Raw genomic sequence first — 21,269 nt, forward strand, 5'->3', positions numbered from 1 at the left:
TTAAAATAATCATAATCATATTCTAATCATTAATGAAAAAATTATCGCTTTCTCGTATTGCTATAGCTGTAACATTTTCTTTGTACAATTATAGCAGCCCAAGTTATGCAATAGATTTACCAAAAAATGACACTACTAATCCGCAGTGTCTTGTTGGTGTACCTAAATTTGAGCGACCAATTGTTAATGGAGATATAAATACATTACCTATTAATGCAGAAGCAGATGAGTTTGAAGGACTTTATCCTAATTTAGCTATTTACAAAGGTCGTGTTTATGTAGAGCAAGGCAATCGTACAGTTTTAGCTGATAAAGTGACGGTTGACTCAAAAGATGCAAATAATCGGATGGTTACACTCGATGGTGATATCACTTATCAAGATAATATGATACAAACCAAAGGTAACCACGCATCAATGAATCTAAATAGCAATGATGCGAATATAAATCCAAGTGAGTATCAATTAGTTAATAGACTTGGACGAGGTGAAGCCGATGAGATCAAACTTGAAAAGAATCGCTATGTAATTCTTAAAAATGGTAGTTTTACTTCCTGTCCTGTAGGAGATAGTGCTTGGAATATTACAGGTTCAACAATTATTCACGATAATGAAGAACAGTTGTTGGAAGTTTGGAATGCGGTATTTAGAATAGAGAAAGTACCTGTTCTTTACTCACCTTATTTACAATTGCCTACAGGCAATAAAAGACGATCAGGATTGTTAATTCCTAATTTTGGTTACGATAGTGTTGATGGTATCGATTTTTCATTACCGTATTATTGGAACATTGCTCCAAATTATGATGCAACTATAACACCACGAATACTACAACACCGTGGTGTACAGTTACAAACTGAGTTTCGCTACTTAAATCAATTAGGATTAGGGACTTTCGCTTTTGACTGGTTACAGCATGATAATCAATACAGTGACGATAGAAAAAAATCAACAAATGGCAACAGATACGATAACAATCGTAATCGATGGTTATTCTATTGGAAAAACGACGAATTAATTAACTACAATTGGCGTTTTATAGCTGATACTACACGAGTCAGTGACAATCAATATTTAACAGATCTCAGTTCTAAATATGCATCTCAAACAGCTGGATATCTGACTCAGTTTTATAAATTAGCATACAATGATGAAAATTGGGATGTTGCTTTAGGTTACAAACATTTTCAACCATTTCACTATGATATTCTTTACCAAACTCAGCCTCAATTAGATATCAACTATTATAACTACGAGCTGGGGCCATTAAAATTTAAGACTTTTTCACAACTTTCTCATTTTATAAATTCAACAGATAATGAACCCGAAGCTTGGCGAGTCCATATAGAACCAACTATTAATTATACAGTTTCAAATTCTTGGGCAAATTTATCTGCAGAAACTGGTTTTATGGCAACTCATTACAACCAGAAAAACATATTTAAATATAATAATAATCTTGAACACATAAAAGAAGGGATAAAGTTAGATCGTACTGTAAATCGTTTTATACCTAAATTTAGTATTGATGGTAAAGTAATTTTTGAACGAGACTTTGATCTAATCGATGGGTATAGCCAAACACTCGAACCTAGAGTGAAATATACTTATAACCCTTATCGTAACCAATCAAATATTGGAAATTACGATTCCACACTCTTACAAGCTGATTACATTGGTTTATTTAGAGATCAAACATATAGTGGTTTAGACCGTATTGCATCAACAAATAAACTTTCAACGGGTGTAACTACACGTTTTTATGATAGTAACAAAGTTGAAAAATTTAATATGTCCTTAGGGCAAATTACCTATTTTACAAAATCTAAAACCGGTGATCACAATAATGAATTAGATAAAAATTCTGATACAGGTAGTGTCACTTGGGCAACAGATAATTTCTGGCGAATTAGTGACGATATTATTTTCCGAAGCGGGATTCAATACGACACCCGTATTGATACTATTTCGCTAGCCAATACAACGTTTGAATATCGACCATCGGGTGACAAATTAATTCAATTATCTTATCGTTATGCCAATCGTAACTATATTGACACTGTAGATGACAGGTATAAGTATTCCGCATATAAAGGTTATAAACAAGATCTCTCTCAAGCAGGCATTATGGTTAGTTGGCCACTATCTGAAAAAGTGAGTGCGGTGGGATCTTATTATTATGATATTAAGCAAAAACAAATTTCAGACAGTTTTATTGGGGTAAATTATAGCGACTGCTGTTGGGGAGTAACCGTACAATATGGACGCAAATTGACCGACTGGGATAACACAGAACATATAAGTAAATACAAAAACAAACTGTCAATTAACTTTGAACTTAAAGGTTTAGGAAGTAATCGTGACACGCAAGCCAAAATGTTAAACTTTGGTAAATTACCTTATACAACAACATTTGAATAAACATACTAATAAATTTATTGTGGTAAATTTAATACCGCAACAACATAATGAGTTGAGTAAATATGAAATTATTAAAACTTTTTATTGCATTAAACTTGAGTGTTAATTTAGTGCTCTTTACACCTTTTTCAGCAAATGCAGCTCCCAAAGTGGTAGAACAGGTTGCAGCTGTTGTGAATAACAACGTCATTTTAGAAAGTGATGTTAGTGACATGCTCAAAACGATTAAAGCGAGCGCCGATCCTAAATCTTTACCTAATGATAAAATACTTAGAAAACAAATTATTGATCGCCTTGTTGTTGAAAAATTAATTTTACAAAGAGCGGCTAAAGCAAAAATTACTATTAGTGATGATGAAGTTACCGCCGCAATCGATAGAATAGCTGCTGAAAATGGTATGACAATAGATCAACTAAGAAGCAGATTATCAACTATGGGCATGAGCTATAGCACTTATCGTGATCGTATTCATACTGATATGCTAATAGAACAAGCGCGCTTGCATGAAGTTCGACCTAGAATCAAAGTCTCTAACAGAGAAGTAGAACATTTAACCAAAACAATAGCTAACCAACCAACTAACAATATTGATGTTAAAATTAGTCATATTCTAATTACTATTCCAGAAAAAGCGTCTAAACAACAAGTTGATAGTGCTACCAATAAAGCGATGGACATCATCAATCGTGCAAAAAAAGGAGAAAATTTTGCTAAATTAGCCGCGTCATACTCAAATGATGATCTTGCTTTAAAAGGTGGATCAATGGGCTGGAAAAAGTTAAATGAGTTACCTACTATTTTTGAGGAACGACTAATTCGAGCGCCAAAAGGAAGTATTATAGGCCCAATTCGCTCTGGAGTTGGGATTCACATATTAAAAGTTGACGATAACCGTTCTGAAACACCACAAAAAATTACACTTCAAGAAGTTAATGCTCGTCATATTTTAATTAAAACCAACGTATTAGTTACCGATCAGGTGGCTAAACAAAAATTAATTAACATTCGCAAAGCCATTACCAGCGGAGCAACAACTTTTGCTGCAGCAGCAAAAGCTAACTCAGAAGACACAGGTTCAAAAGATAGTGGTGGTAATTTAGGATGGAATAGGCCAGAAGTTTATGATGAAGGTTTCAGGACTGCATTATCACAATTGAAAAAGGGTGAAATCAGCCAACCAATAAAATCATCTTATGGTTGGCATATAATCCAACTAATTGATACCAGACAAACTGACGGTACAAACTTAGTTAAAAAAGATCAAGCTTATCGTATGATTTTCAATAGAAAATTTGCTGAAGAAGCACAAGTTTGGATTCAAGAGTTAAAAGGTGATGCATATATCAAAATTACAGGTGAAGGTAAGAATGAATAATCGTGTTCATCAAGGTCATTTTGCCCGTAAACGATTTGGTCAAAACTTTCTACATGATAATTATATTATTGAAAGTATTGTGGCAGCCATACAACCTAAGAAAGGAGAAGCACTAGTTGAAATAGGACCAGGGCTTGCCGCATTGACAGTACCTGTAAGTAAATTGGTAGATCATTTAACTGTTATTGAGATTGATAGAGATTTAGCTAGCCGATTAGTTGAAAATCCTTTTTTACAAAATAAAATCAGTGTGATTGAACAAGACGCACTGAATTTTGATTTCAACAAATTGTCCGATACATTAGGTCAACCTCTGAGAGTTTTTGGTAATTTACCTTATAATATTTCAACACCATTGATGTTTCACTTATTCGAATATGCACCAATCATTACTGATATGCATTTTATGCTGCAAAAAGAGGTTATTACTCGTTTAGTTGCTGCACCTAACAGCAAAAGTTATGGTCGATTGAGTGTTATGGCACAATACTACTGCCAAATCATCCCTGTTTTAGAAGTACCACCTACAGCTTTTAAACCAGCACCTAAAGTTGATTCAGCTGTAGTTAAACTAATACCTTACAAAGAAAAGCCCTATTTAGTTAATGATATTAAAGTACTATCACGTATTACTACCGAAGCTTTTAACCAAAGACGTAAAACAATTCGTAATAGCTTAAGTAATTTATTTAACAGTGAGCAAATAGATGAATTAGGTATTGACCCGAATTTACGTGCGGAAAATTTGACAGTACAACAATATTGTCTATTAGCAAACGCTTGGAAATAACCTTATGGCAAATCTAATAATTGGTGATATTCACGGCTGTTATGATGAGTTTATGCGACTATTAGAGAAAGCTGATTTTTCATCATCAGATACCTTATGGCTTACTGGAGATTTAGTTGCTAGAGGACCAAAATCACTTGAAGTTCTTAGATTTGTAAAACAAAACAGCGAACAAATAAGATTAGTTTTAGGTAACCACGACTTACATTTACTATCAATTTACGCCAATGTTACACCATCAAAAAAGAAGGATAATCTTGACGAACTCATCCACGCTGATGATTTCGACGAACTAATGAATTGGTTGCGTAAACAACCATTAATTCAAATAGATGAAAAATTAAAACTTATTATGACTCATGCCGGAATATCTCCACAATGGGGTCTTGAAACATTGAAAAAATGTGCTAATGATCTTCATCAGGTTTTAAGTAGTGACTCATATCCCCTCTTTCTTGACAAAATGTATGGTAACTTTCCTGATGAATGGTCATATGAATTACAAGGGTTAGATCGATTACGCTTCATTGCTAATGCTTTAACAAGAATGCGTTACTGTTACGAAGATGGACGGCTTGATTTTTATTGTAAAGATCAACCAGATGAGGCTCCATCGAAACTTAAACCATGGTTTTCATTACCAAGTAAAATCCCATCAGAATATAGTATTGCTTTTGGTCATTGGGCAGCATTGAATGGAAAAGGAACACCTGAAAATATTTACGCACTCGATACAGGGTGCTGTTGGGGTGGCAAATTAACATGTTTACGATTTGAAGATAAAAAATATTTCAAAAAGAAAAACATGAAAAATTAAAAATAAAAGAATAATTAAAGGGTTATTTTATTATGTCTGTACTAACTGTTATAAAAGCAATATGGAAAGGTATCAATTTAATTAGAGAAATATTTCTTAACCTAATTTTCTTAATCATAATCCTATTGATCTTTAGTGGTATTGCATTATTTAAAGAATCACAAAAGCAAGACATCATTCCTCAATATGGCACATTAGTTATAAATCTTGAAGGCGTTATTGTCGACAACTCGCTTTATAGTGATGAATTGTATGAAATACAAAATAAATTATATGGTAAAAGAGTAAATCTATCACGCGAAAATAGTTTATTCGATTTAGTGCAAAAAATATCACAAGCTACATCAGATCCTAATATAAATAGCATAGTCCTAAAATTGGACAACTTTGTCGGAGCAGACTTAAGTTCTTTGCAATATCTTGGTAAATATTTAAACAAATTCAAAGAGGCAAATAAGCCTATTTACGCTATCGGTTCAAGCTTCAATCAAAGCCAATATTATTTGGCCACTTATGCTAATAAAATCTATTTAACTCCATTAGGTGCAGTTAATGTTTTTGGATTATCCGCCAATAATTTGTACTACAAAACATTACTAGACAACTTAAAGATTAATACTCATGTTTTTCGTGTAGGAACTTATAAATCAGCTATTGAGCCATTTATCAGAGATAATATGTCAGAAGAAGCAAGAAGTAACACATCTCGATGGTTAAACTTAATGTGGAATAACTACCTTAATGACATTTCTGCAGAACGCAAAAAAGCACCAACACAACTAGTTCCCCCAACTGGTAAAATGTTATCAGAACTAAAATCTGCTAATGGTAATATGGCCCAATACGCTTTAGCAAACGGTTTAATTGATGCTATAAGTGATGAATTTGATTTTGAACTTGAACATAAAATAAAGCAAAAAGTCAGTATCTATGATTATAGACTTAAGGAAGATGCTGAAGAATCAAATAAAGAACCCAAAATAGCTATTATTTTTGTGAATGGAACTATTACTAACGGCGCAAATAGCAGTAATGTAGCTGGTAGCCAAGATATTGTTAAACAATTAAGAGATATTCGTAATAAATTACAAAATAATAACATACAGGCTGTCGTACTCAGAGTAAATAGTCCAGGAGGAAGTGTCGAAGCTTCAGAAGCAATTCGCAGTGAACTAGAAACTTTACGTCGTTACCAAATCCCGGTTGTTGTTTCTATGGGCGGAATGGCTGCTTCCGGAGGATACTGGATATCAACTGCATCTGATTATATTATCGCTAGTCCGAATACGATTACAGGTTCTATAGGTATTTTTGGCATTGTACCAACCTTTGAAAACTCACTTTCTCATATTGGTGTTTATAACGATGGGGTTTCAACCTCACCATTGGCAAATAACAGCCTAACTCAAAATTTATCCGATGAAATGAATCAATTCATTCAACTGAATATTGATAATGGTTACTTGAATTTCATCTCTTTGGTAGCAAAAGCTCGTAATATGACGCCAGAACAAGTAGATCATATAGCTCAAGGGCAAGTTTGGCTCGGCTCCGAAGGAAGTAAAAATGGCTTAGTGGATAAATTAGGGGATTTTGACGATGCGGTTGACATGGCTGCAACATTAGCCAATATTTCTAATTATAAAATAGATTGGCAAAAGGCTGAAGGAAGCTGGTTCAATGCACTTTACTCAGATATGCTTGCTATTATGCCAAAATCAACAGCAGAGGTATTTTTTGAGCATATCCCAGAAGTAAAACAAATCAAGCAGCAAGTTTCACTATGGGATAAGTTCCAAGATTCACAAAACCGTTATATCTACTGTCTAAACTGTGCTGATGTTCGATAATAAAAATCCACCTTACGGTGGATTTTTTTATTTTTGTGCCTGGAAAAAATAACGCATATTATTCATTGCCGACTGGATCGTTTTATAATCAGGTGTCTTATCGACCTGATTATTATGGCAATCAAAATAGTGGCTTATACCAAGACGATTAACAAAATAGATGTTGTCTGTGGTCCGAACTGCATAAGAACTATAATTTGACATTAATAGCCAATCTCGATCGATTATTGGGTTAAATAAATCATAACCTGTCGAATAATCTGAAATATCATTTTCCACATGCAAATAATGTCGCATTATTGTTGGAACGACATCTTCATGGCTGGTAAATTTATTTATATTATCTGTAATATATTTAAGATCTTTTGCTCCAACTATGATAAAAGGTACTTTAGTTTGAGCATCAGTATAGTTACCATTATGCCCCCAAAAACCCAGTTTATTGTCATTCATTTCTTGTGAATGGTCACCGGTTATAAAGATTAACGTATTATCTAGCGAGCCTGATCGTTCAAGTTCATCATAGACCTTTTGAAGCAAATAATCATCATAGTTGACACTTTGTTTATAACGATTAAAAATGGGAACAGGATCTGTATCATTGCTTAATGCCATATAATTTAGCTCGCCAATTGGGTTGAATTTAACTTCAAAATAATTAGGAAAATCATAAGCATGTGGTGCATCAAAAAATAAAAATGAAAAACTTGGTTTAGATGTATCTCTACTCTTATACCAGTTTAGCCAATCATCAGTTAACTGTTTATCTCGACTCGATGCAGATCCATCTTTACTACTAATTCTTAAGTTTTTAATGGTTAAAAATGCCGTACGATCGAATTCTGGCGCAGTAACTTTGGCTGAAGTAAATATACCTATATTATAATTTTCTTTTTGCAATGTTGTTACGAATAACGAGGGAACTCTATTTCTTAAAAAAGCATCCCAATACGTGCCGGGGATACCATAAAAAAGTCCAAAAATACCAGTTCGAGTTGCATTCCCTGTTGAGTAATGATTATTAAAAATTATTCCATTATTCTGTTTCACAAAATGGTAAGTATTGGGTGAAATTTCTTGACTAAAAGTATCATAACGCCAAGAATCTAAGACAATAAACATAATATTGGGTGTTGTCGTATTATGAGGGTTAATCATCAGCTCATTTTTAGGATAATAGATAGTTGCGTGTTGGTTCTCCTTTTCTATAAGTGTCTTACGTTGCCCTGATTTATCAAACAATCCCATTATCTTTTTCGAGGTAAATGGACGATATAATGGAATATATTCTTTAACAATCATGATGGGGGAATAGGCATAATAAAACGCAACCATATGGATTAAATGACTAATAAAAAAACAACCGAAGAGAAATACTGTCGATACGATTAATATTCTTGAACGTTTTTGGCTAAATTTTTTATCTAACAAATAAAGAATTAAATATTCTGCTCCAAAAGATACTAATATTAACAAAAACATCAAAACATAAGTGATCGTTGAAAAATCGACAACTTGCCCCGAGAAAACCATTGATAGCACAGATTCATTGATATGAAATCGATACTGTTGAAAAACAATAGTATCAACATACAGCACAATCTGTAACAAACTAAATAAAGCAGCTAAACAAATATTACTTAACGTTCTCTTCACCCAAATAAACGGAAAACATAAAATAAAAAGTAATAAATAAACAGAGAAAAAATGGCCTAACACGGCAAATAGAGAAAAAAAGCTTCCATCCCAACTAAACGATGAACCAGGCACCCAAAAATATCGGATAGTAATGATAGACGAAATAAAAATATTTATTAATACGAACGAATAGAGTTTTTTCATATAGCTCCACGAGCAATAGGATTAAAAATTTTTAATAATAGCGATTTTTCTACTTAAAATTAGTACTTTCCTCAAAATTTTTAACAAAAAAAGATAAATATGAAGAGATTAATATAAGCTTAACAAAAAAGGCTCTTTTTTGAGCCTCTGAAGACATTTTGATGATGAAATCTATTATAGACTAAATAAATATTAATACCATTTCTTCAATGCATTTATATCCGATTGCTTGGCTTCTACCCAATTTTCGCCACTAGAGGTCTGTTCCTTCTTCCAAAATGGAGCCTCATTTTTTAGTACATCCATAATAAACTCCGCAGAAGCAAAAGCATCACTGCGGTGTGCTGCACTAACACCAACAAAAACAATACCTTCATTTGCATAAATTTGACCGACACGATGGACTATTGCAACACGATTAATCGACCATCTATCTCTGGCTTGATTAATAATATTGCAAAGCACCTTTTCAGTCATTTCTGCATAATGCTCTAACGTTAAACTTATGACTTGGTTTTCAAAACTACGCACCTTACCCATAAAAGTCACTACAGCACCATCTATAGGCGATTGATAAAGCCAAGTTATTAATGAATTCACATCAATGGGAGATTGGTTAACTTGAATAATGTTCACGCTGTTAACCACCTGTAACTGGAGGGAAAAAAGCAATTTCATCACCCTTTTGAATGACATAGTCATAGTCAACTAAAGTGTGATTAACTGCACATAATACTGTTTTTTCTTTTAAAGCTAATACCCACTTATCACCACGCAAACTAAGGTGATCTAAAAGTTGATTTATTGACATTTGCTCTACTGATAATTCAAGTTTTTCAACCCCAATTAATTCTCTAATTTGTGCAAAAAAAATAATTTTGTTCATAGTATCACTGCTCTGCCGCATTAAATTCGCCCGATTTACCACCAATTTTATTCAGCAACCGAACTTGATTAATAACCATATCTTTTTGATTAGCTTTACACATATCATATATCGTTAATGCAGCAACTGAAGCAGCAACTAAGGCCTCCATTTCGACACCTGTTTGGCCCCTTAGCCGACAAATTGTTTCAATCCTAATGCTGTGATTTTCAAATACAGGTTCGATATTGACTTCAATTTTACTTAGAAGTAGTGGATGACAAAGTGGAATCAAATCCCATGTTCGTTTAGCCGCTTGAATACCGGCAATTCTTGCAGTTGCAAAAACATCACCTTTATAATGTTTCCCTTCAATAATTAGGTTAAATGTTTCAGCATTCATTAATACTATTGACTCGGCTCGAGCTTCTCGTAAAGTTAACTTTTTTTCAGAAACATCAACCATATGTGCATCACCATGTTGATTAATGTGTGAAAATGATGCTGACATTTTTAACGACCTTTAAATATTATGCTTTAACTTGCCGTTCAAGATAACAAATTTTGTTTATGGATACTACTATCATATAAATAAAGTTTTTAGATAGTTAACTCAAAAATAATTAATTTCTCTATGTAACTTTTGCGAGTTAAATAAAATCTGCGTACAATATCAATTTTTAATAATAGTGATTGTTAATGCTGATTGCCCATGTAGCCTTACCGGTACCCCTTTATCGACTGTTTGATTACAAACTAACAGTACCTGCTGAAATTGGTGCGCGGGTTAGAGTGCCTTTTGGTAAAAGGGAAATGATTGGAATAATCATTAAAATTGATCAGCAATCGACCTTTGATAGCGAAAATTTAAAATCAATTACCGCAATTATTGATACCAAAAACCCCTTTCCTCAACCAATTTGGCAGTTATTGAATTGGGCAACAAGTTATTATCACTTTCCAATTGGCGAAGTCATATTTCATGCCATGCCAGTTCTATTAAGGCAAGGTCGTCAAGCTATCAAGGATGATATAAAACAGTGGCAATTAACACCTTTAGGGCAACAAATTGATTTAAACTTATTATCACGTACACCAAAACAAAAGTTATTATTATCTTCACTTAGAAACAACTGTTTAAATGAAGACGAATTTAGTTCAAATTTATATCAAGAATTACAAAAAAAACAGCTTATAGAATTAGTTTATCAACAACCTGACAATATTTGCTGGCAATACTCGACCAACCCAACATCGATCCAATTAAATGATGAACAATCTAATGCCATAGAGACTATTAATAAACAGAATAAACAATTTGGTGTATTTTTGCTTGATGGTATAACTGGTTCAGGAAAGACTGAAGTTTATTTAAATATAATTACAGATGTTTTATCACAAGGTAAGCAAGCTTTAGTTTTAGTTCCTGAAATTGGTTTAACACCTCAAACAATAAAGCGTTTTAAACAGCGCTTTAATGCCCCGATTGATATTTTACATTCAGGCTTAACAGACAAGGAACGTTTAGATGTTTGGTTAAGAAGTAAAGAGGGTGAAAATGCCATTGTCGTAGGTACTCGTTCTTCGCTTTTTACTCCCTTTAAAGATTTAGGTATCATTATTATCGACGAAGAACATGATAGTTCTTACAAACAACAGGAAGGATGGCGTTATAATGCTAGAGATCTAGCAATTATCCGAGCTAGAATTGAAAATATACCTATAGTTTTAGGTTCCGCAACGCCTTCTCTTGAATCGATTAATAATGCACAAACTCATAAGTACCAGCAGCTCAAGCTTACTCAAAGAGCGGGTAACGCCCAATTAGCCAAACAATCTATTTTAGATATTCGCGGCATGGCTTTAGCTTCAGGTTTATCTCAACCTCTTATAGAAAAAATAAAAACGCATTTAAATAACAATAACCAAGTTATGTTATTTCTTAACCGTAGAGGGTTCGCACCATTAATAATTTGCCATGATTGTGGTTGGATAGCGGAATGCCCACGTTGTGATCGCTCTTATACTTATCATAAAAAGCAGAATAAACTGATTTGTCATTATTGTGATACGCCAAGAGAAGTGCCAAAACAGTGCCCTAAGTGTGGTTCGACCCAATTACTACCAATTGGATTTGGAACGGAGCAACTTGAAAAACAACTTAATATTTTGTTCCCAAATATAAAAGTTACTCGTATTGATCGCGACACGATAACTAAAAAAGAAGCATTGAATACCTATTTAAATGATATTCATAAAGGCGGAGCTCATATTTTAGTCGGCACACAAATTTTGGCTAAAGGTCATCACTTTCCTGATGTGACGTTAGTTGGCATAATTGATGTTGATGGCGCCTTATTTTCAAGTGATTTCAGAGCAACTGAAAGATTTGCTCAGATTTATACTCAAGTATCAGGCCGAGCTGGTCGTGAAACAAAAGCTGGCGAAGTAATTCTACAAACCTATCATCCAGAGCACCCTTTATTAAATACTTTATTAAATGAAGGTTATCAGGCATTTGCAAAACAAACATTAATTGAACGTCAACAAACTTTACTACCACCATTTAGTTATCAGGTGTTAATTCGTGCTGCTGACCGTAATAATTTACAGGCACCAAAATTTTTACAGCGTATCCATGATTGGTTAAAGTCTAATTATGACCATAACTTATGGCAACTTGGTCCAATGCCTGCTAGTCAACCTAAAAAAGCGGGTTATAATCGTTGGCAATTATTGTTACAACATACAAACAGACAAATATTACAACAAATATTAGATAATCTTATAACTGAACAGTGGAGTGAAGCATCAAACGTAAGATGGAGTATTGACGTTGATCCAATTGATAATTAAAAATATCTTCCAACAGATAGATTATCTATTGGAAGATAGGATATTTATAAAGTGATTTTTCCTATATTTTTATCCAGCGTTGCTTGACCAATACCAGAAACTTCCTTTAATTGTTCTATAGAAACAAAAGGACCAAATTTTTCTCGATACTCAATAATTTTCTTAGCCTTACTCATCCCAATACCAGTTAATACTTTACTTAGCTCTTCAGCTGTTGCCGTATTAATATTGACTTGTACAATTTGCTCTTCTTTTATAGTGACATCTGTTTTCGAATCAGCAAAACTAACTGTTGAAAAAAGTAAAGATGAAAATAAAAGGCATAATAGTGTAAAAATTTTCATGTAAATTAACTCCAAAATAATTATGCAACTAAATTTGCTTCATAACTATCTCATGGAATTAATTTTCTAAATTTTAATATTCATAAAAATGCGAAAAGCCACAAAAGTGGCTTCTCTTTTTTTGATTTATCACCAAAATTTTTCGATCTTTATCACAAATTTGCATCTGGCATGATTTCAATCTTCGCTTTAGAACGAATATCATCAGCAAAGTAATAATGAGTATCAGCTATAGATAATGGTAATAATTCAGCAGAAATATCTTGATATTCTTTAGGCGTATCAACATCAGTTATGACGACAATATAAGCGGTATTATCCTCTAAAAATTCCGCATTAAAACGATTAGATTTTCGCCCCGAAATTGATGGTTCTAAATTAAAGACCATATCTACGACTTTTTTGTCTAAATCTGTAGAATCTCTATGTAAAACATATTTATTACTAAAGCTTATTTTATCTGATTTTCCAGTAGTATTTAACTCATTTAAAAGATTTTCAACATTAGCTTTAAAACGATTCTCAGAGATGTCTTTATATAGTTTTCTATTAATGTCTTCTTTAACCTCATCAAAAGGAGCTACCCCTTCGGGGCGATAGTCAGTAACTTGAACAATAAAATCATAACTACCATTAGATCTTTCAACAGGAATTAAGTCTGATATATTAAGAGTCGATTGTCCATTAGCGATCATTTCTTCGCTAAAGACTAAATCACTAATTTCAGGATGAATCATGATTGTAGATATCTCTTTATAACTTGTCCAATCAGTTGTTTGAACTGGAAGACCTGTTTTTTCAGATAACTCTTCAATAGATTTAGGCGATTGAGATAAGGCATTTTTCATTTTATCTTCAATAACATTAAATTCATTTTGTAATTTTTGTTTGCTTAAATTCTCGTAAATTAAAATTGAAGCATAATCAAAATCCATAGTCTTTGATGGTACCAGACCATCAAGTTTAATTATGATAAAGCCATCATCAGTAGGAATTGGTTTTGAAATTTGGTTAACTTTTTTCAAGTTTGCTTTTTTAAAGAACTCAGGCAGAGAATCATCATCAACAAACCAACCTAAAGAACCATTTTTACCATAAGCTGAAATATTATTATTATTTTGATTTAGACTTTCAGCTATATTTTGAAAATTTGCGCCTGAAGATAACTCTTTAACGATCTTGTCTGCTTGCTCTTTGTCTGTAACAAAAATAGCGCTAAACTCTTTTTTTGCTGGGTAAGAATATTTTTTTAAATTTTGTTCATATTCTTTTTTGATATCATCATCAGTTACCTTAATGGTTTTAGCGATGTCATCTTTCGAATTATAGATATATTTTAATTTTACTCGATCTTTCTTTAAAAATTCATTTTGATGTTCATCATAATACTTTCTTTCATCTTCTTCAGTGATATTAACATCTTTCATATCATCTATAGATGAGTCAACTTTAGCCGCATAAATTTTTCTTGTTTGGTTTTGTAACAAGTTGATTTCAGAATCTGATGGTAAAACAAAACTAGTTTTTACTAATGCATCAATAACTTGTTCTTGTTGTAATGATGTTTTTAATATTTCAGCATAACTATCAGGAGTAAACCCATTTTCAGCAAGTAGATTTAAATAATTTTGATTATCAAATTTACCATTTACAAAAAATACTTTTTGCTTTTTAATGAAATTTTTTACCCGTTCATTACTAATTGCTGCATGAATTTTTTGTGAAAATTGATAAGCTAAATAGTTATCTATTTGCTGAGCTAAAACACTTCGTCGGACCATTTTAATAAACGAAGCATCACCACCCTTGATATTATTTAATTGTTGTTTTACTTGAGTCTCAAATTGAGCTCGACCGATACCTTCTCCATCAACTTTAGCAATATATAATTGCTCATCATTTACATTTCTACTACTGCCACCAAAGCCTAAGAATCCAACACCAGTAAAAATAAAACATAAAATAATAATAGCAAAGATTATTTTAACAACAAGACTGTTTGCAGCTGTTCTAATTTTTTCCATCATAGCTTGTCATTCTCCATATACCTGAATTTTAATTTCGCAAGTATATCATATTTGCCAAAATTGGCTATTATCTAATTAAAAGTCAAAAAAAAGCCAACATAAGGTTGGCTTTTTGATTTTTTTATTTTAGTTCAATCGAGTTGAAATATTTGCTGTATTTTTAATTTTTTTAACAGATTTTTTAACTGGTGACTTTATTTGAACTTTTTCCTTAACTGGCTCAATACCAAATGGATTATTTTGCAATGCAATCGTCAATACGTCATCTATCCATTTAACAGGTTTTATATCAATTTCAGCTTTAACATTTGCTGGAATTTCTTCAAGATCTTTAACATTATCAATAGGAATTATAGCTGTTTTTATACCACCTCGGTGAGCAGCCAATAATTTCTCTTTTAATCCACCAATTGGTAATACTTCACCTCGTAGAGTAATTTCACCTGTCATGGCAACATCAGCACGAACAGGGTTACCCGTTAAAGTAGATACTAATGAAGTACACATTGCAATGCCTGCACTTGGACCATCTTTCGGTGTAGCACCATCAGGAACATGCACATGTATATCACGCTTTTCATAAAAATCGCTATTAATGCCCAATTTTTCAGCGCGCGAACGAACAACCGTAAGTGCTGTTTGAATGGATTCTTGCATAACGTCACCAAGTGAGCCGGTATAAGTTAATTTTCCTTTACCAACAACACTCATTGATTCAATGGTTAGCAAATCACCACCAACTTCTGTCCATGCTAGACCATTCACTTGACCGATCCGGTTTTCACTTTCGGATTTACCATAATCAAAACGCTGTACACCCAAGTAATCTTTTAAGTTAGTTTGAGTTACACTTACTTTACGTAAACGCTTGTTTAAAGCCAATTGTTTAACAACCTTACGGCAAATTTTAGCAATTTCTCTTTCTAAGCTTCGGACACCAGCTTCACGAGTGTAATAGCGAATAATGCCAATTACAGCTGAATCATCAATATCAATTTCATTTGCTTTTAGGCCATTATTAGCAATCTGTTTAGCGATTAAATGTTGTTTAGCAATGTTCAATTTTTCGTCTTCGGTATAACCAGATAGCCGAATAACTTCCATTCTATCAAGTAGTGGTGCTGGAATATTCATTGAATTAGCTGTCGCAACAAACATTACATCAGATAAATCATAATCCACTTCTAAATAATGGTCATTAAATGCATTATTTTGTTCAGGATCCAGAACTTCCAATAATGCCGATGCAGGATCACCACGCATATCAGAAGCCATCTTGTCAATTTCATCTAATAAAAATAGCGGGTTTTTTACACCAACCTTTACCATACGCTGAATTAATTTACCTGGCATTGAACCAATGTAGGTTCTTCGGTGTCCTCGTATTTCGGCTTCATCACGCACACCACCTAAAGCCATACGAACATATTGTCTTCCCGTAGCTTTAGCAATAGATTGACCTAATGATGTTTTACCAACACCTGGCGGCCCGACTAAGCATAAAATTGGGCCTTTAACTTTATTTACTCGACTTTGTACGGCCAAATACTCTAAAATTCGGTCTTTTACGCGATCCAACCCATAATGATCTTTATCTAAAACTTTTTGTGCAGAATTGATATCTTTTTTTACTTTACTGCGTTTATTCCAAGGAACTTGTAACATCCAATCAATATATCCGCGAACAACAGTTGCTTCGGCAGACATAGCGGGCATCATCTTAAGCTTATTAAGCTCAGATAGTGTTTTTTCCTTTGCCTCTTTTGGCATTTTTGCTTTAGTAATTTTTGAGTTTAGCTCTTCAAATTCATCAGGTTTATTATCTATATCACCTAGCTCTTTATGAATAGCTTTGATCTGTTCATTTAGATAATATTCCTTTTGCGCTTTTTCCATTTGTTGTTTGACGCGTTGACGGATGTTTTTTTCAACTTGCAACAAGTCAATTTCTGATTCCATTAATGAAATAAGCAACTCGAAACGTTTTTCTAAATCAGCAGTAACTAAAATCTCTTGTTTTTGTTCAACTTTTATATATAAGGTAGCAGCTATGGAATCTGCCAATTGAGATGATTCTTTAATTAAATGAATAGAATCAACAACCTCTTGAGTGACTTTTTTATTAAGTTTCGCATAATCATCAAAATTTGATAATAAGACTCTTATCATCGCTTGACTAATACTATCTGCTTTTTTAGGTTCTTTTAGTGGCTTAATATTTGCGATTAAAAAATCTTCTTCTTTTCGCTCAATAATATCAACAATTTTAGCTCGCGCGACACCCTCAACCAGAACTTTAACTGTACCGTCAGGTAATTGAAGTAATTGTAAAACATTGGCTATAGTACCAACTTCATACAAATCCTCTACATCAGGTTCATCTTGTGAAGGATATTTTTGTGTTACAAGAAAAACTTGTTTATCCATCTCCATTGCACTTTCCAAACAACGGATTGATTTATTACGACCAACGAAGAGAGGAATTACCATATGTGGAAATACAACAACATCACGCAATGGTAAAATAGGCATAATCATTTGTTTAGTTTGTTTTGTCTTCATTTTATTCTCTCGGTAGTACAAACTTATCTGTCTTATATTGGGGTGATTTTAAGATATTCAAGCTTATCCTGTTTTAAATACGTAGTACAATAAATGTACATACGTATTTCATTTTTTACATAAATGCTACTTACCAATTTGAATAGGATAATTGCTTATCTATTATGCAGATAGTTCTGTATCTTCACGAAAAATCAATTTAGGTGATTGCAAATGATTTACCGTATCTTTCTCAATAAGTACTTTTTTGACGTTTTGCATTGATGGTAAATCATACATTGTATCTAACAGTATATTTTCGACAATTGAACGTAATCCTCGAGCACCTGTTTTACGTTTCATCGCTTTAATTGCAATGGCATCTAAAGCTTCTTTAGTAAATTCCAGTTCTACACCATCCAATTCTAATAACGCATTAAACTGCTTGGTCAAAGCATTTTTGGGTTCAGTTAGGATATTAACTAAAGCCTCTTTATCTAGCTCTGATAACGTTCCAATAACAGGTAATCTACCAATAAATTCAGGTATAAGACCAAATTTGACCAAATCTTCAGCCTCAATTTGAGCTAATAACTCAGATTCTGTCGCTTTATTTTTAGTGCTTTTTACATCAGCACCGAAACCAATACCTGTATTGGTTGACACCCTATTTTCAATAACTTTATCTAATCCACTAAATGCGCCTCCACAAATAAAGAGGATTTTAGAAGTATCAACTTGTAAAAACTCTTGTTGAGGATGCTTACGTCCGCCTTTAGGAGGAACAGATGCAACAGTACCTTCAATAATCTTTAATAAGGCCTGCTGAACTCCTTCACCAGAAACATCTCGCGTGATAGATGGATTATCTGATTTTCTAGAAATCTTATCAATTTCATCAACATAAATAATCCCTCGTTGCGCTTTTTCTACATCATAATCACAACTTTGTAATAATTTCTGAATAATATTTTCTACATCTTCACCAACATATCCAGCCTCAGTCAATGTAGTTGCATCAGCCATGGCAAAAGGGACATCAAGAAAACGCGCTAATGTTTCAGCTAATAATGTTTTACCACTACCCGTAGGACCAATTAATAAAATATTACTTTTACCTAATTCAACATCACTACGGTTAGAATAGCTACGTAAACGTTTATAATGATTATAAACTGCAACTGATAATACTTTTTTAGCCCGCTCCTGACCAATAACATATTCATCAAGGTGAGCTCGTATTTCATGCGGTGTCGGTAATGGTTTACTAATAAATTCTTCATGTGAAAGAAAACTTTTCGTTTCTTCTTTTAGAATATCATTACATAGTCCAATACATTCATTACAAATATAAATAGATGATGGCCCAGCAATTAGCTTACGGACTTCATGTTCACTTTTGCCACAAAAAGTACAATAGAGTAATTTTTCTGAGTTTTCTTTATCCACTTTCTTTACCTATTTATTATTAAGAGCGTTTACTGTATATGGCGTCAACTAATCCATATTCAACTGCTTTTTCTGCTGACATAAAGTTATCACGATCTGTATCTTTTTCAATTACACTAATATCCTGACCAGTATGCATTGATAAAATATTATTTAATCGGCTTTTAACCTGTAATATTTCTTGAGCATGAATTTGAATATCTGACGCTTGTCCTTGAAAACCACCTAATGGTTGATGGATCATGACGCGTGCATTAGGCAGGCAAAAACGTTTACCTTTAGTACCAGCAGTTAAAAGTAATGAGCCCATTGAACACGCTTGTCCAAGACAAATAGTACTAACATCTGGTCGAATAAATTGCATCGTGTCATAAATAGCCATACCAGCAGTCACTACGCCACCAGGAGAATTGATATATAAATGGATATCTTTTTCAGGATTTTCAGCTTCAAGAAAAAGCATCTGAGCAATAATCAAATTTGCCATATTGTCTTCAACTTGCCCAGTTAAAAATATAATTCTTTCTTTTAATAATCGTGAGTAAATATCATAAGCTCTCTCGCCACGAGAACTTTGCTCAACAACCATTGGAATCACACTCATGTATGGTTCTAAAGGCATTTTCATCTCCTAATTAAACAAAATAGCCCAAACAATTGATCCTTATTTGGGCTTATGATGAATTTTAATTAATTAAAGTGACAAGCTGCTTATTAAACAACTTGTTGATTCATTAATTCTGAGAATGAACAAGTCTTATCTGTTATTTTTGCGCTAGCTAATAATAAATCAACTACTTGATCTTCTAGTGCAACAGAACGGATATTATCCATTGCTTTCTTATCTTTACGATAATAATCAACCACTTCTTTAGGATCTTCATAAGCAGTCGCTATTTCATCAATTAAAGATTGTACTTTTGCTTCGTCAGCCTTTAACTTGTTACTTTCAATAATTTCGCTAAATAGTAGTCCTACTAACACACGGCGTTTTGCTTCTGCTTCGAATAACTCTTTAGGTAAATCCATTGATTGTTTAACATTACCACCAAAACGAGTTAACGCTTGTTGACGTAAGACATCAATTTCGCGATCAATTAAAGCAGATGGAACTTCAATATCATTATTTGTTACTAAACCATCAATGACTTGTGTTTTGATTTTATTGCGAATTGTTGCATTAAGTTCACGTTGCATATTTTTACGTACTTCTGCTCGTAAACTTTCAACTGTGCCATCTGCAATACCAAATCTTTTCACTACTTCTTCAGTTAGTTCTGGTAACTCAAGCTCTTCAACTTTTTTAAGTGAAGCTGAAAATACTGCTGGTTTACCTTTTAAATTCTCAGCATGATAATCTTCTGGGAATGTAACATTAATATCAAATTCATCTCCAGCTTTGTGACCGATGATTGCATCTTCAAAACCAGGGATCATTCGACCTTGTCCTAATACAAGTGCAAAATCATCAGCTTTACCGCCTTCAAATTCAGCGCCATCGACTTTACCTAAAAAGTCAAGTGTGACACGGTTTTGTTCTTTTGCTGTCTTTTTAACTGCTTTCCAAGTACCTTGTTGTTTACGTAAGGTTTCAATCATTGTTTCCACATCAGCATCAACAACTTCAGCTACTGGTTTTTCAACTTCAATTTTATCTAAATCTTTGATTTTAATTTCAGGATAAACTTCAAATTCAACAGTGAAAGTATAATCTTCACCATTTTTATATTCAGTTGGAATATATGTTGGCGCACCAGCTGGATTTAATTTTTCTTGGATAATTGCATCGATGAAATTACGTTGCATCAAATCACTTAAAGCGTCTTGTAAAATAGAAGCACCATAGCGTTGTTCAACAATTTTTAAAGGTACTTTTCCTTTACGGAAACCATCAATACGAACTTTCTTTGCTGTATTGATAAGTTCTTTATCAACTGCTTTGGTAATATCTTCTGATTTAATTGTAATTGATAAACGACGGCCTAAACCTTCTGTTGTTTCTACCGAAACTTGCATCTTTATACCTCGGAATTATTGAATATATTTGCTCATAATTATAAATTGATTAATTGAGCTAATTAAATTTATAAAA

General features: G+C 33.1%; 16 protein-coding genes. 6 read left to right on the forward strand and 10 right to left on the reverse strand.

What is annotated here, in order from left to right:
* Window positions 1-32: 32 nt before the first annotated feature.
* The 5 genes from lptD (at window position 33) to sppA (ending at window position 7,253) form a co-directional block, all read left to right on the forward strand.
* Window positions 33-2,420, forward strand: coding sequence for an LPS assembly protein LptD (gene lptD / locus J3U18_RS02720; protein WP_267352847.1), 2,388 nt, complete (start codon window positions 33-35; stop codon window positions 2,418-2,420).
* 62 nt (window positions 2,421-2,482) lie between these two features.
* Window positions 2,483-3,796 carry a peptidylprolyl isomerase SurA gene (gene surA / locus J3U18_RS02725; protein ID WP_065562371.1) on the forward strand — a complete coding sequence of 438 codons (1,314 nt, stop codon included), beginning with the start codon at window positions 2,483-2,485 and terminating at the stop codon, window positions 3,794-3,796.
* Window positions 3,789-4,586, forward strand: coding sequence for a 16S rRNA (adenine(1518)-N(6)/adenine(1519)-N(6))-dimethyltransferase RsmA (gene rsmA, locus J3U18_RS02730; RefSeq protein WP_267352848.1), 798 nt, complete (start codon window positions 3,789-3,791; stop codon window positions 4,584-4,586). The genes surA and rsmA overlap by 8 nt, the downstream gene beginning before the upstream one ends.
* Window positions 4,587-4,590: 4 nt before the next feature.
* Window positions 4,591-5,403: a bis(5'-nucleosyl)-tetraphosphatase (symmetrical) ApaH gene (gene apaH / locus J3U18_RS02735; RefSeq protein ID WP_267352849.1), complete on the forward strand. Its 813-nt coding sequence runs from the start codon at window positions 4,591-4,593 to the stop codon at window positions 5,401-5,403.
* A gap of 32 nt (window positions 5,404-5,435) precedes the next feature.
* The gene (gene sppA, locus J3U18_RS02740; protein WP_267352850.1) at window positions 5,436-7,253 is read left to right on the forward strand and encodes a signal peptide peptidase SppA; all 1,818 of its coding nucleotides are present in this window, start codon (window positions 5,436-5,438) and stop codon (window positions 7,251-7,253) included.
* 27 nt (window positions 7,254-7,280) lie between these two features.
* Here the strand turns inward: sppA and J3U18_RS02745 are convergent, their stop codons facing one another.
* From J3U18_RS02745 to moaC, 4 genes are all read right to left on the reverse strand, one after another.
* Window positions 7,281-9,095, reverse strand: coding sequence for a sulfatase-like hydrolase/transferase (locus tag J3U18_RS02745; protein WP_267352851.1), 1,815 nt, complete (start codon window positions 9,093-9,095; stop codon window positions 7,281-7,283).
* A 192-nt stretch (window positions 9,096-9,287) separates the two neighbouring features.
* Window positions 9,288-9,731 carry a molybdopterin synthase catalytic subunit MoaE gene (moaE, locus tag J3U18_RS02750; protein WP_267332304.1) on the reverse strand — a complete coding sequence of 148 codons (444 nt, stop codon included), beginning with the start codon at window positions 9,729-9,731 and terminating at the stop codon, window positions 9,288-9,290.
* 4 nt (window positions 9,732-9,735) lie between these two features.
* Window positions 9,736-9,981, reverse strand: coding sequence for a molybdopterin synthase sulfur carrier subunit (gene moaD / locus J3U18_RS02755; RefSeq protein WP_267352852.1), 246 nt, complete (start codon window positions 9,979-9,981; stop codon window positions 9,736-9,738).
* A gap of 4 nt (window positions 9,982-9,985) precedes the next feature.
* Window positions 9,986-10,471: a cyclic pyranopterin monophosphate synthase MoaC gene (gene moaC / locus J3U18_RS02760; RefSeq protein WP_267332302.1), complete on the reverse strand. Its 486-nt coding sequence runs from the start codon at window positions 10,469-10,471 to the stop codon at window positions 9,986-9,988.
* Window positions 10,472-10,659: 188 nt separating this feature from the next.
* On the opposite strand from moaC, the gene priA reads away from it, so the two are divergent.
* Window positions 10,660-12,816 carry a primosomal protein N' gene (priA, locus tag J3U18_RS02765; RefSeq protein ID WP_267352853.1) on the forward strand — a complete coding sequence of 719 codons (2,157 nt, stop codon included), beginning with the start codon at window positions 10,660-10,662 and terminating at the stop codon, window positions 12,814-12,816.
* A 44-nt stretch (window positions 12,817-12,860) separates the two neighbouring features.
* Here priA and J3U18_RS02770 read toward each other — a convergent pair whose 3' ends face one another.
* The 6 genes from J3U18_RS02770 to tig all read right to left on the reverse strand — a co-directional run bounded on the left by J3U18_RS02770 (window position 12,861) and on the right by tig (window position 21,193).
* On the reverse strand, window positions 12,861-13,160 hold the full coding sequence (locus J3U18_RS02770; RefSeq protein WP_220225168.1) for a ComEA family DNA-binding protein: 300 nt from the start codon (window positions 13,158-13,160) through the stop codon (window positions 12,861-12,863).
* 152 nt (window positions 13,161-13,312) lie between these two features.
* Window positions 13,313-15,187 carry a SurA N-terminal domain-containing protein gene (locus J3U18_RS02775; RefSeq protein ID WP_267352854.1) on the reverse strand — a complete coding sequence of 625 codons (1,875 nt, stop codon included), beginning with the start codon at window positions 15,185-15,187 and terminating at the stop codon, window positions 13,313-13,315.
* Window positions 15,188-15,313: 126 nt separating this feature from the next.
* Window positions 15,314-17,749, reverse strand: coding sequence for an endopeptidase La (gene lon, locus J3U18_RS02780; RefSeq protein WP_065562382.1), 2,436 nt, complete (start codon window positions 17,747-17,749; stop codon window positions 15,314-15,316).
* A 162-nt stretch (window positions 17,750-17,911) separates the two neighbouring features.
* Window positions 17,912-19,177, reverse strand: coding sequence for an ATP-dependent protease ATP-binding subunit ClpX (gene clpX, locus J3U18_RS02785; protein ID WP_267352855.1), 1,266 nt, complete (start codon window positions 19,175-19,177; stop codon window positions 17,912-17,914).
* Between the two features lie 19 nt (window positions 19,178-19,196).
* Window positions 19,197-19,799: an ATP-dependent Clp endopeptidase proteolytic subunit ClpP gene (gene clpP, locus J3U18_RS02790; RefSeq protein ID WP_304363924.1), complete on the reverse strand. Its 603-nt coding sequence runs from the start codon at window positions 19,797-19,799 to the stop codon at window positions 19,197-19,199.
* Between the two features lie 92 nt (window positions 19,800-19,891).
* Entirely contained in the window at window positions 19,892-21,193 is a 1,302-nt protein-coding gene (gene tig / locus J3U18_RS02795) for a trigger factor (protein WP_267352856.1), read from the reverse strand.
* Window positions 21,194-21,269 lie beyond the last annotated feature (76 nt).

It is taken from the genome of Gilliamella sp. B3482, assembly GCF_026536805.1.
Taxonomy (GTDB): Bacteria; Pseudomonadota; Gammaproteobacteria; order Enterobacterales; family Orbaceae; genus Gilliamella; species Gilliamella apicola_E.

Coding starts and splice junctions, on each gene's coding strand:
- lptD (WP_267352847.1), top strand. CDS start 33: ATGAAAAAATTATCGCTTTCTCGTATTGCTATAGCTGTAACATTTTCT.
- surA (WP_065562371.1), top strand. CDS start 2,483: ATGAAATTATTAAAACTTTTTATTGCATTAAACTTGAGTGTTAATTTA.
- rsmA (WP_267352848.1), top strand. CDS start 3,789: ATGAATAATCGTGTTCATCAAGGTCATTTTGCCCGTAAACGATTTGGT.
- apaH (WP_267352849.1), top strand. CDS start 4,591: ATGGCAAATCTAATAATTGGTGATATTCACGGCTGTTATGATGAGTTT.
- sppA (WP_267352850.1), top strand. CDS start 5,436: ATGTCTGTACTAACTGTTATAAAAGCAATATGGAAAGGTATCAATTTA.
- J3U18_RS02745 (WP_267352851.1), bottom strand. CDS start 9,095: ATGAAAAAACTCTATTCGTTCGTATTAATAAATATTTTTATTTCGTCT.
- moaD (WP_267352852.1), bottom strand. CDS start 9,981: ATGAACAAAATTATTTTTTTTGCACAAATTAGAGAATTAATTGGGGTT.
- moaC (WP_267332302.1), bottom strand. CDS start 10,471: ATGTCAGCATCATTTTCACACATTAATCAACATGGTGATGCACATATG.
- priA (WP_267352853.1), top strand. CDS start 10,660: ATGCTGATTGCCCATGTAGCCTTACCGGTACCCCTTTATCGACTGTTT.
- J3U18_RS02770 (WP_220225168.1), bottom strand. CDS start 13,160: ATGAAAATTTTTACACTATTATGCCTTTTATTTTCATCTTTACTTTTT.
- J3U18_RS02775 (WP_267352854.1), bottom strand. CDS start 15,187: ATGATGGAAAAAATTAGAACAGCTGCAAACAGTCTTGTTGTTAAAATA.
- lon (WP_065562382.1), bottom strand. CDS start 17,749: ATGAAGACAAAACAAACTAAACAAATGATTATGCCTATTTTACCATTG.
- clpP (WP_304363924.1), bottom strand. CDS start 19,799: ATGCCTTTAGAACCATACATGAGTGTGATTCCAATGGTTGTTGAGCAA.
- tig (WP_267352856.1), bottom strand. CDS start 21,193: ATGCAAGTTTCGGTAGAAACAACAGAAGGTTTAGGCCGTCGTTTATCA.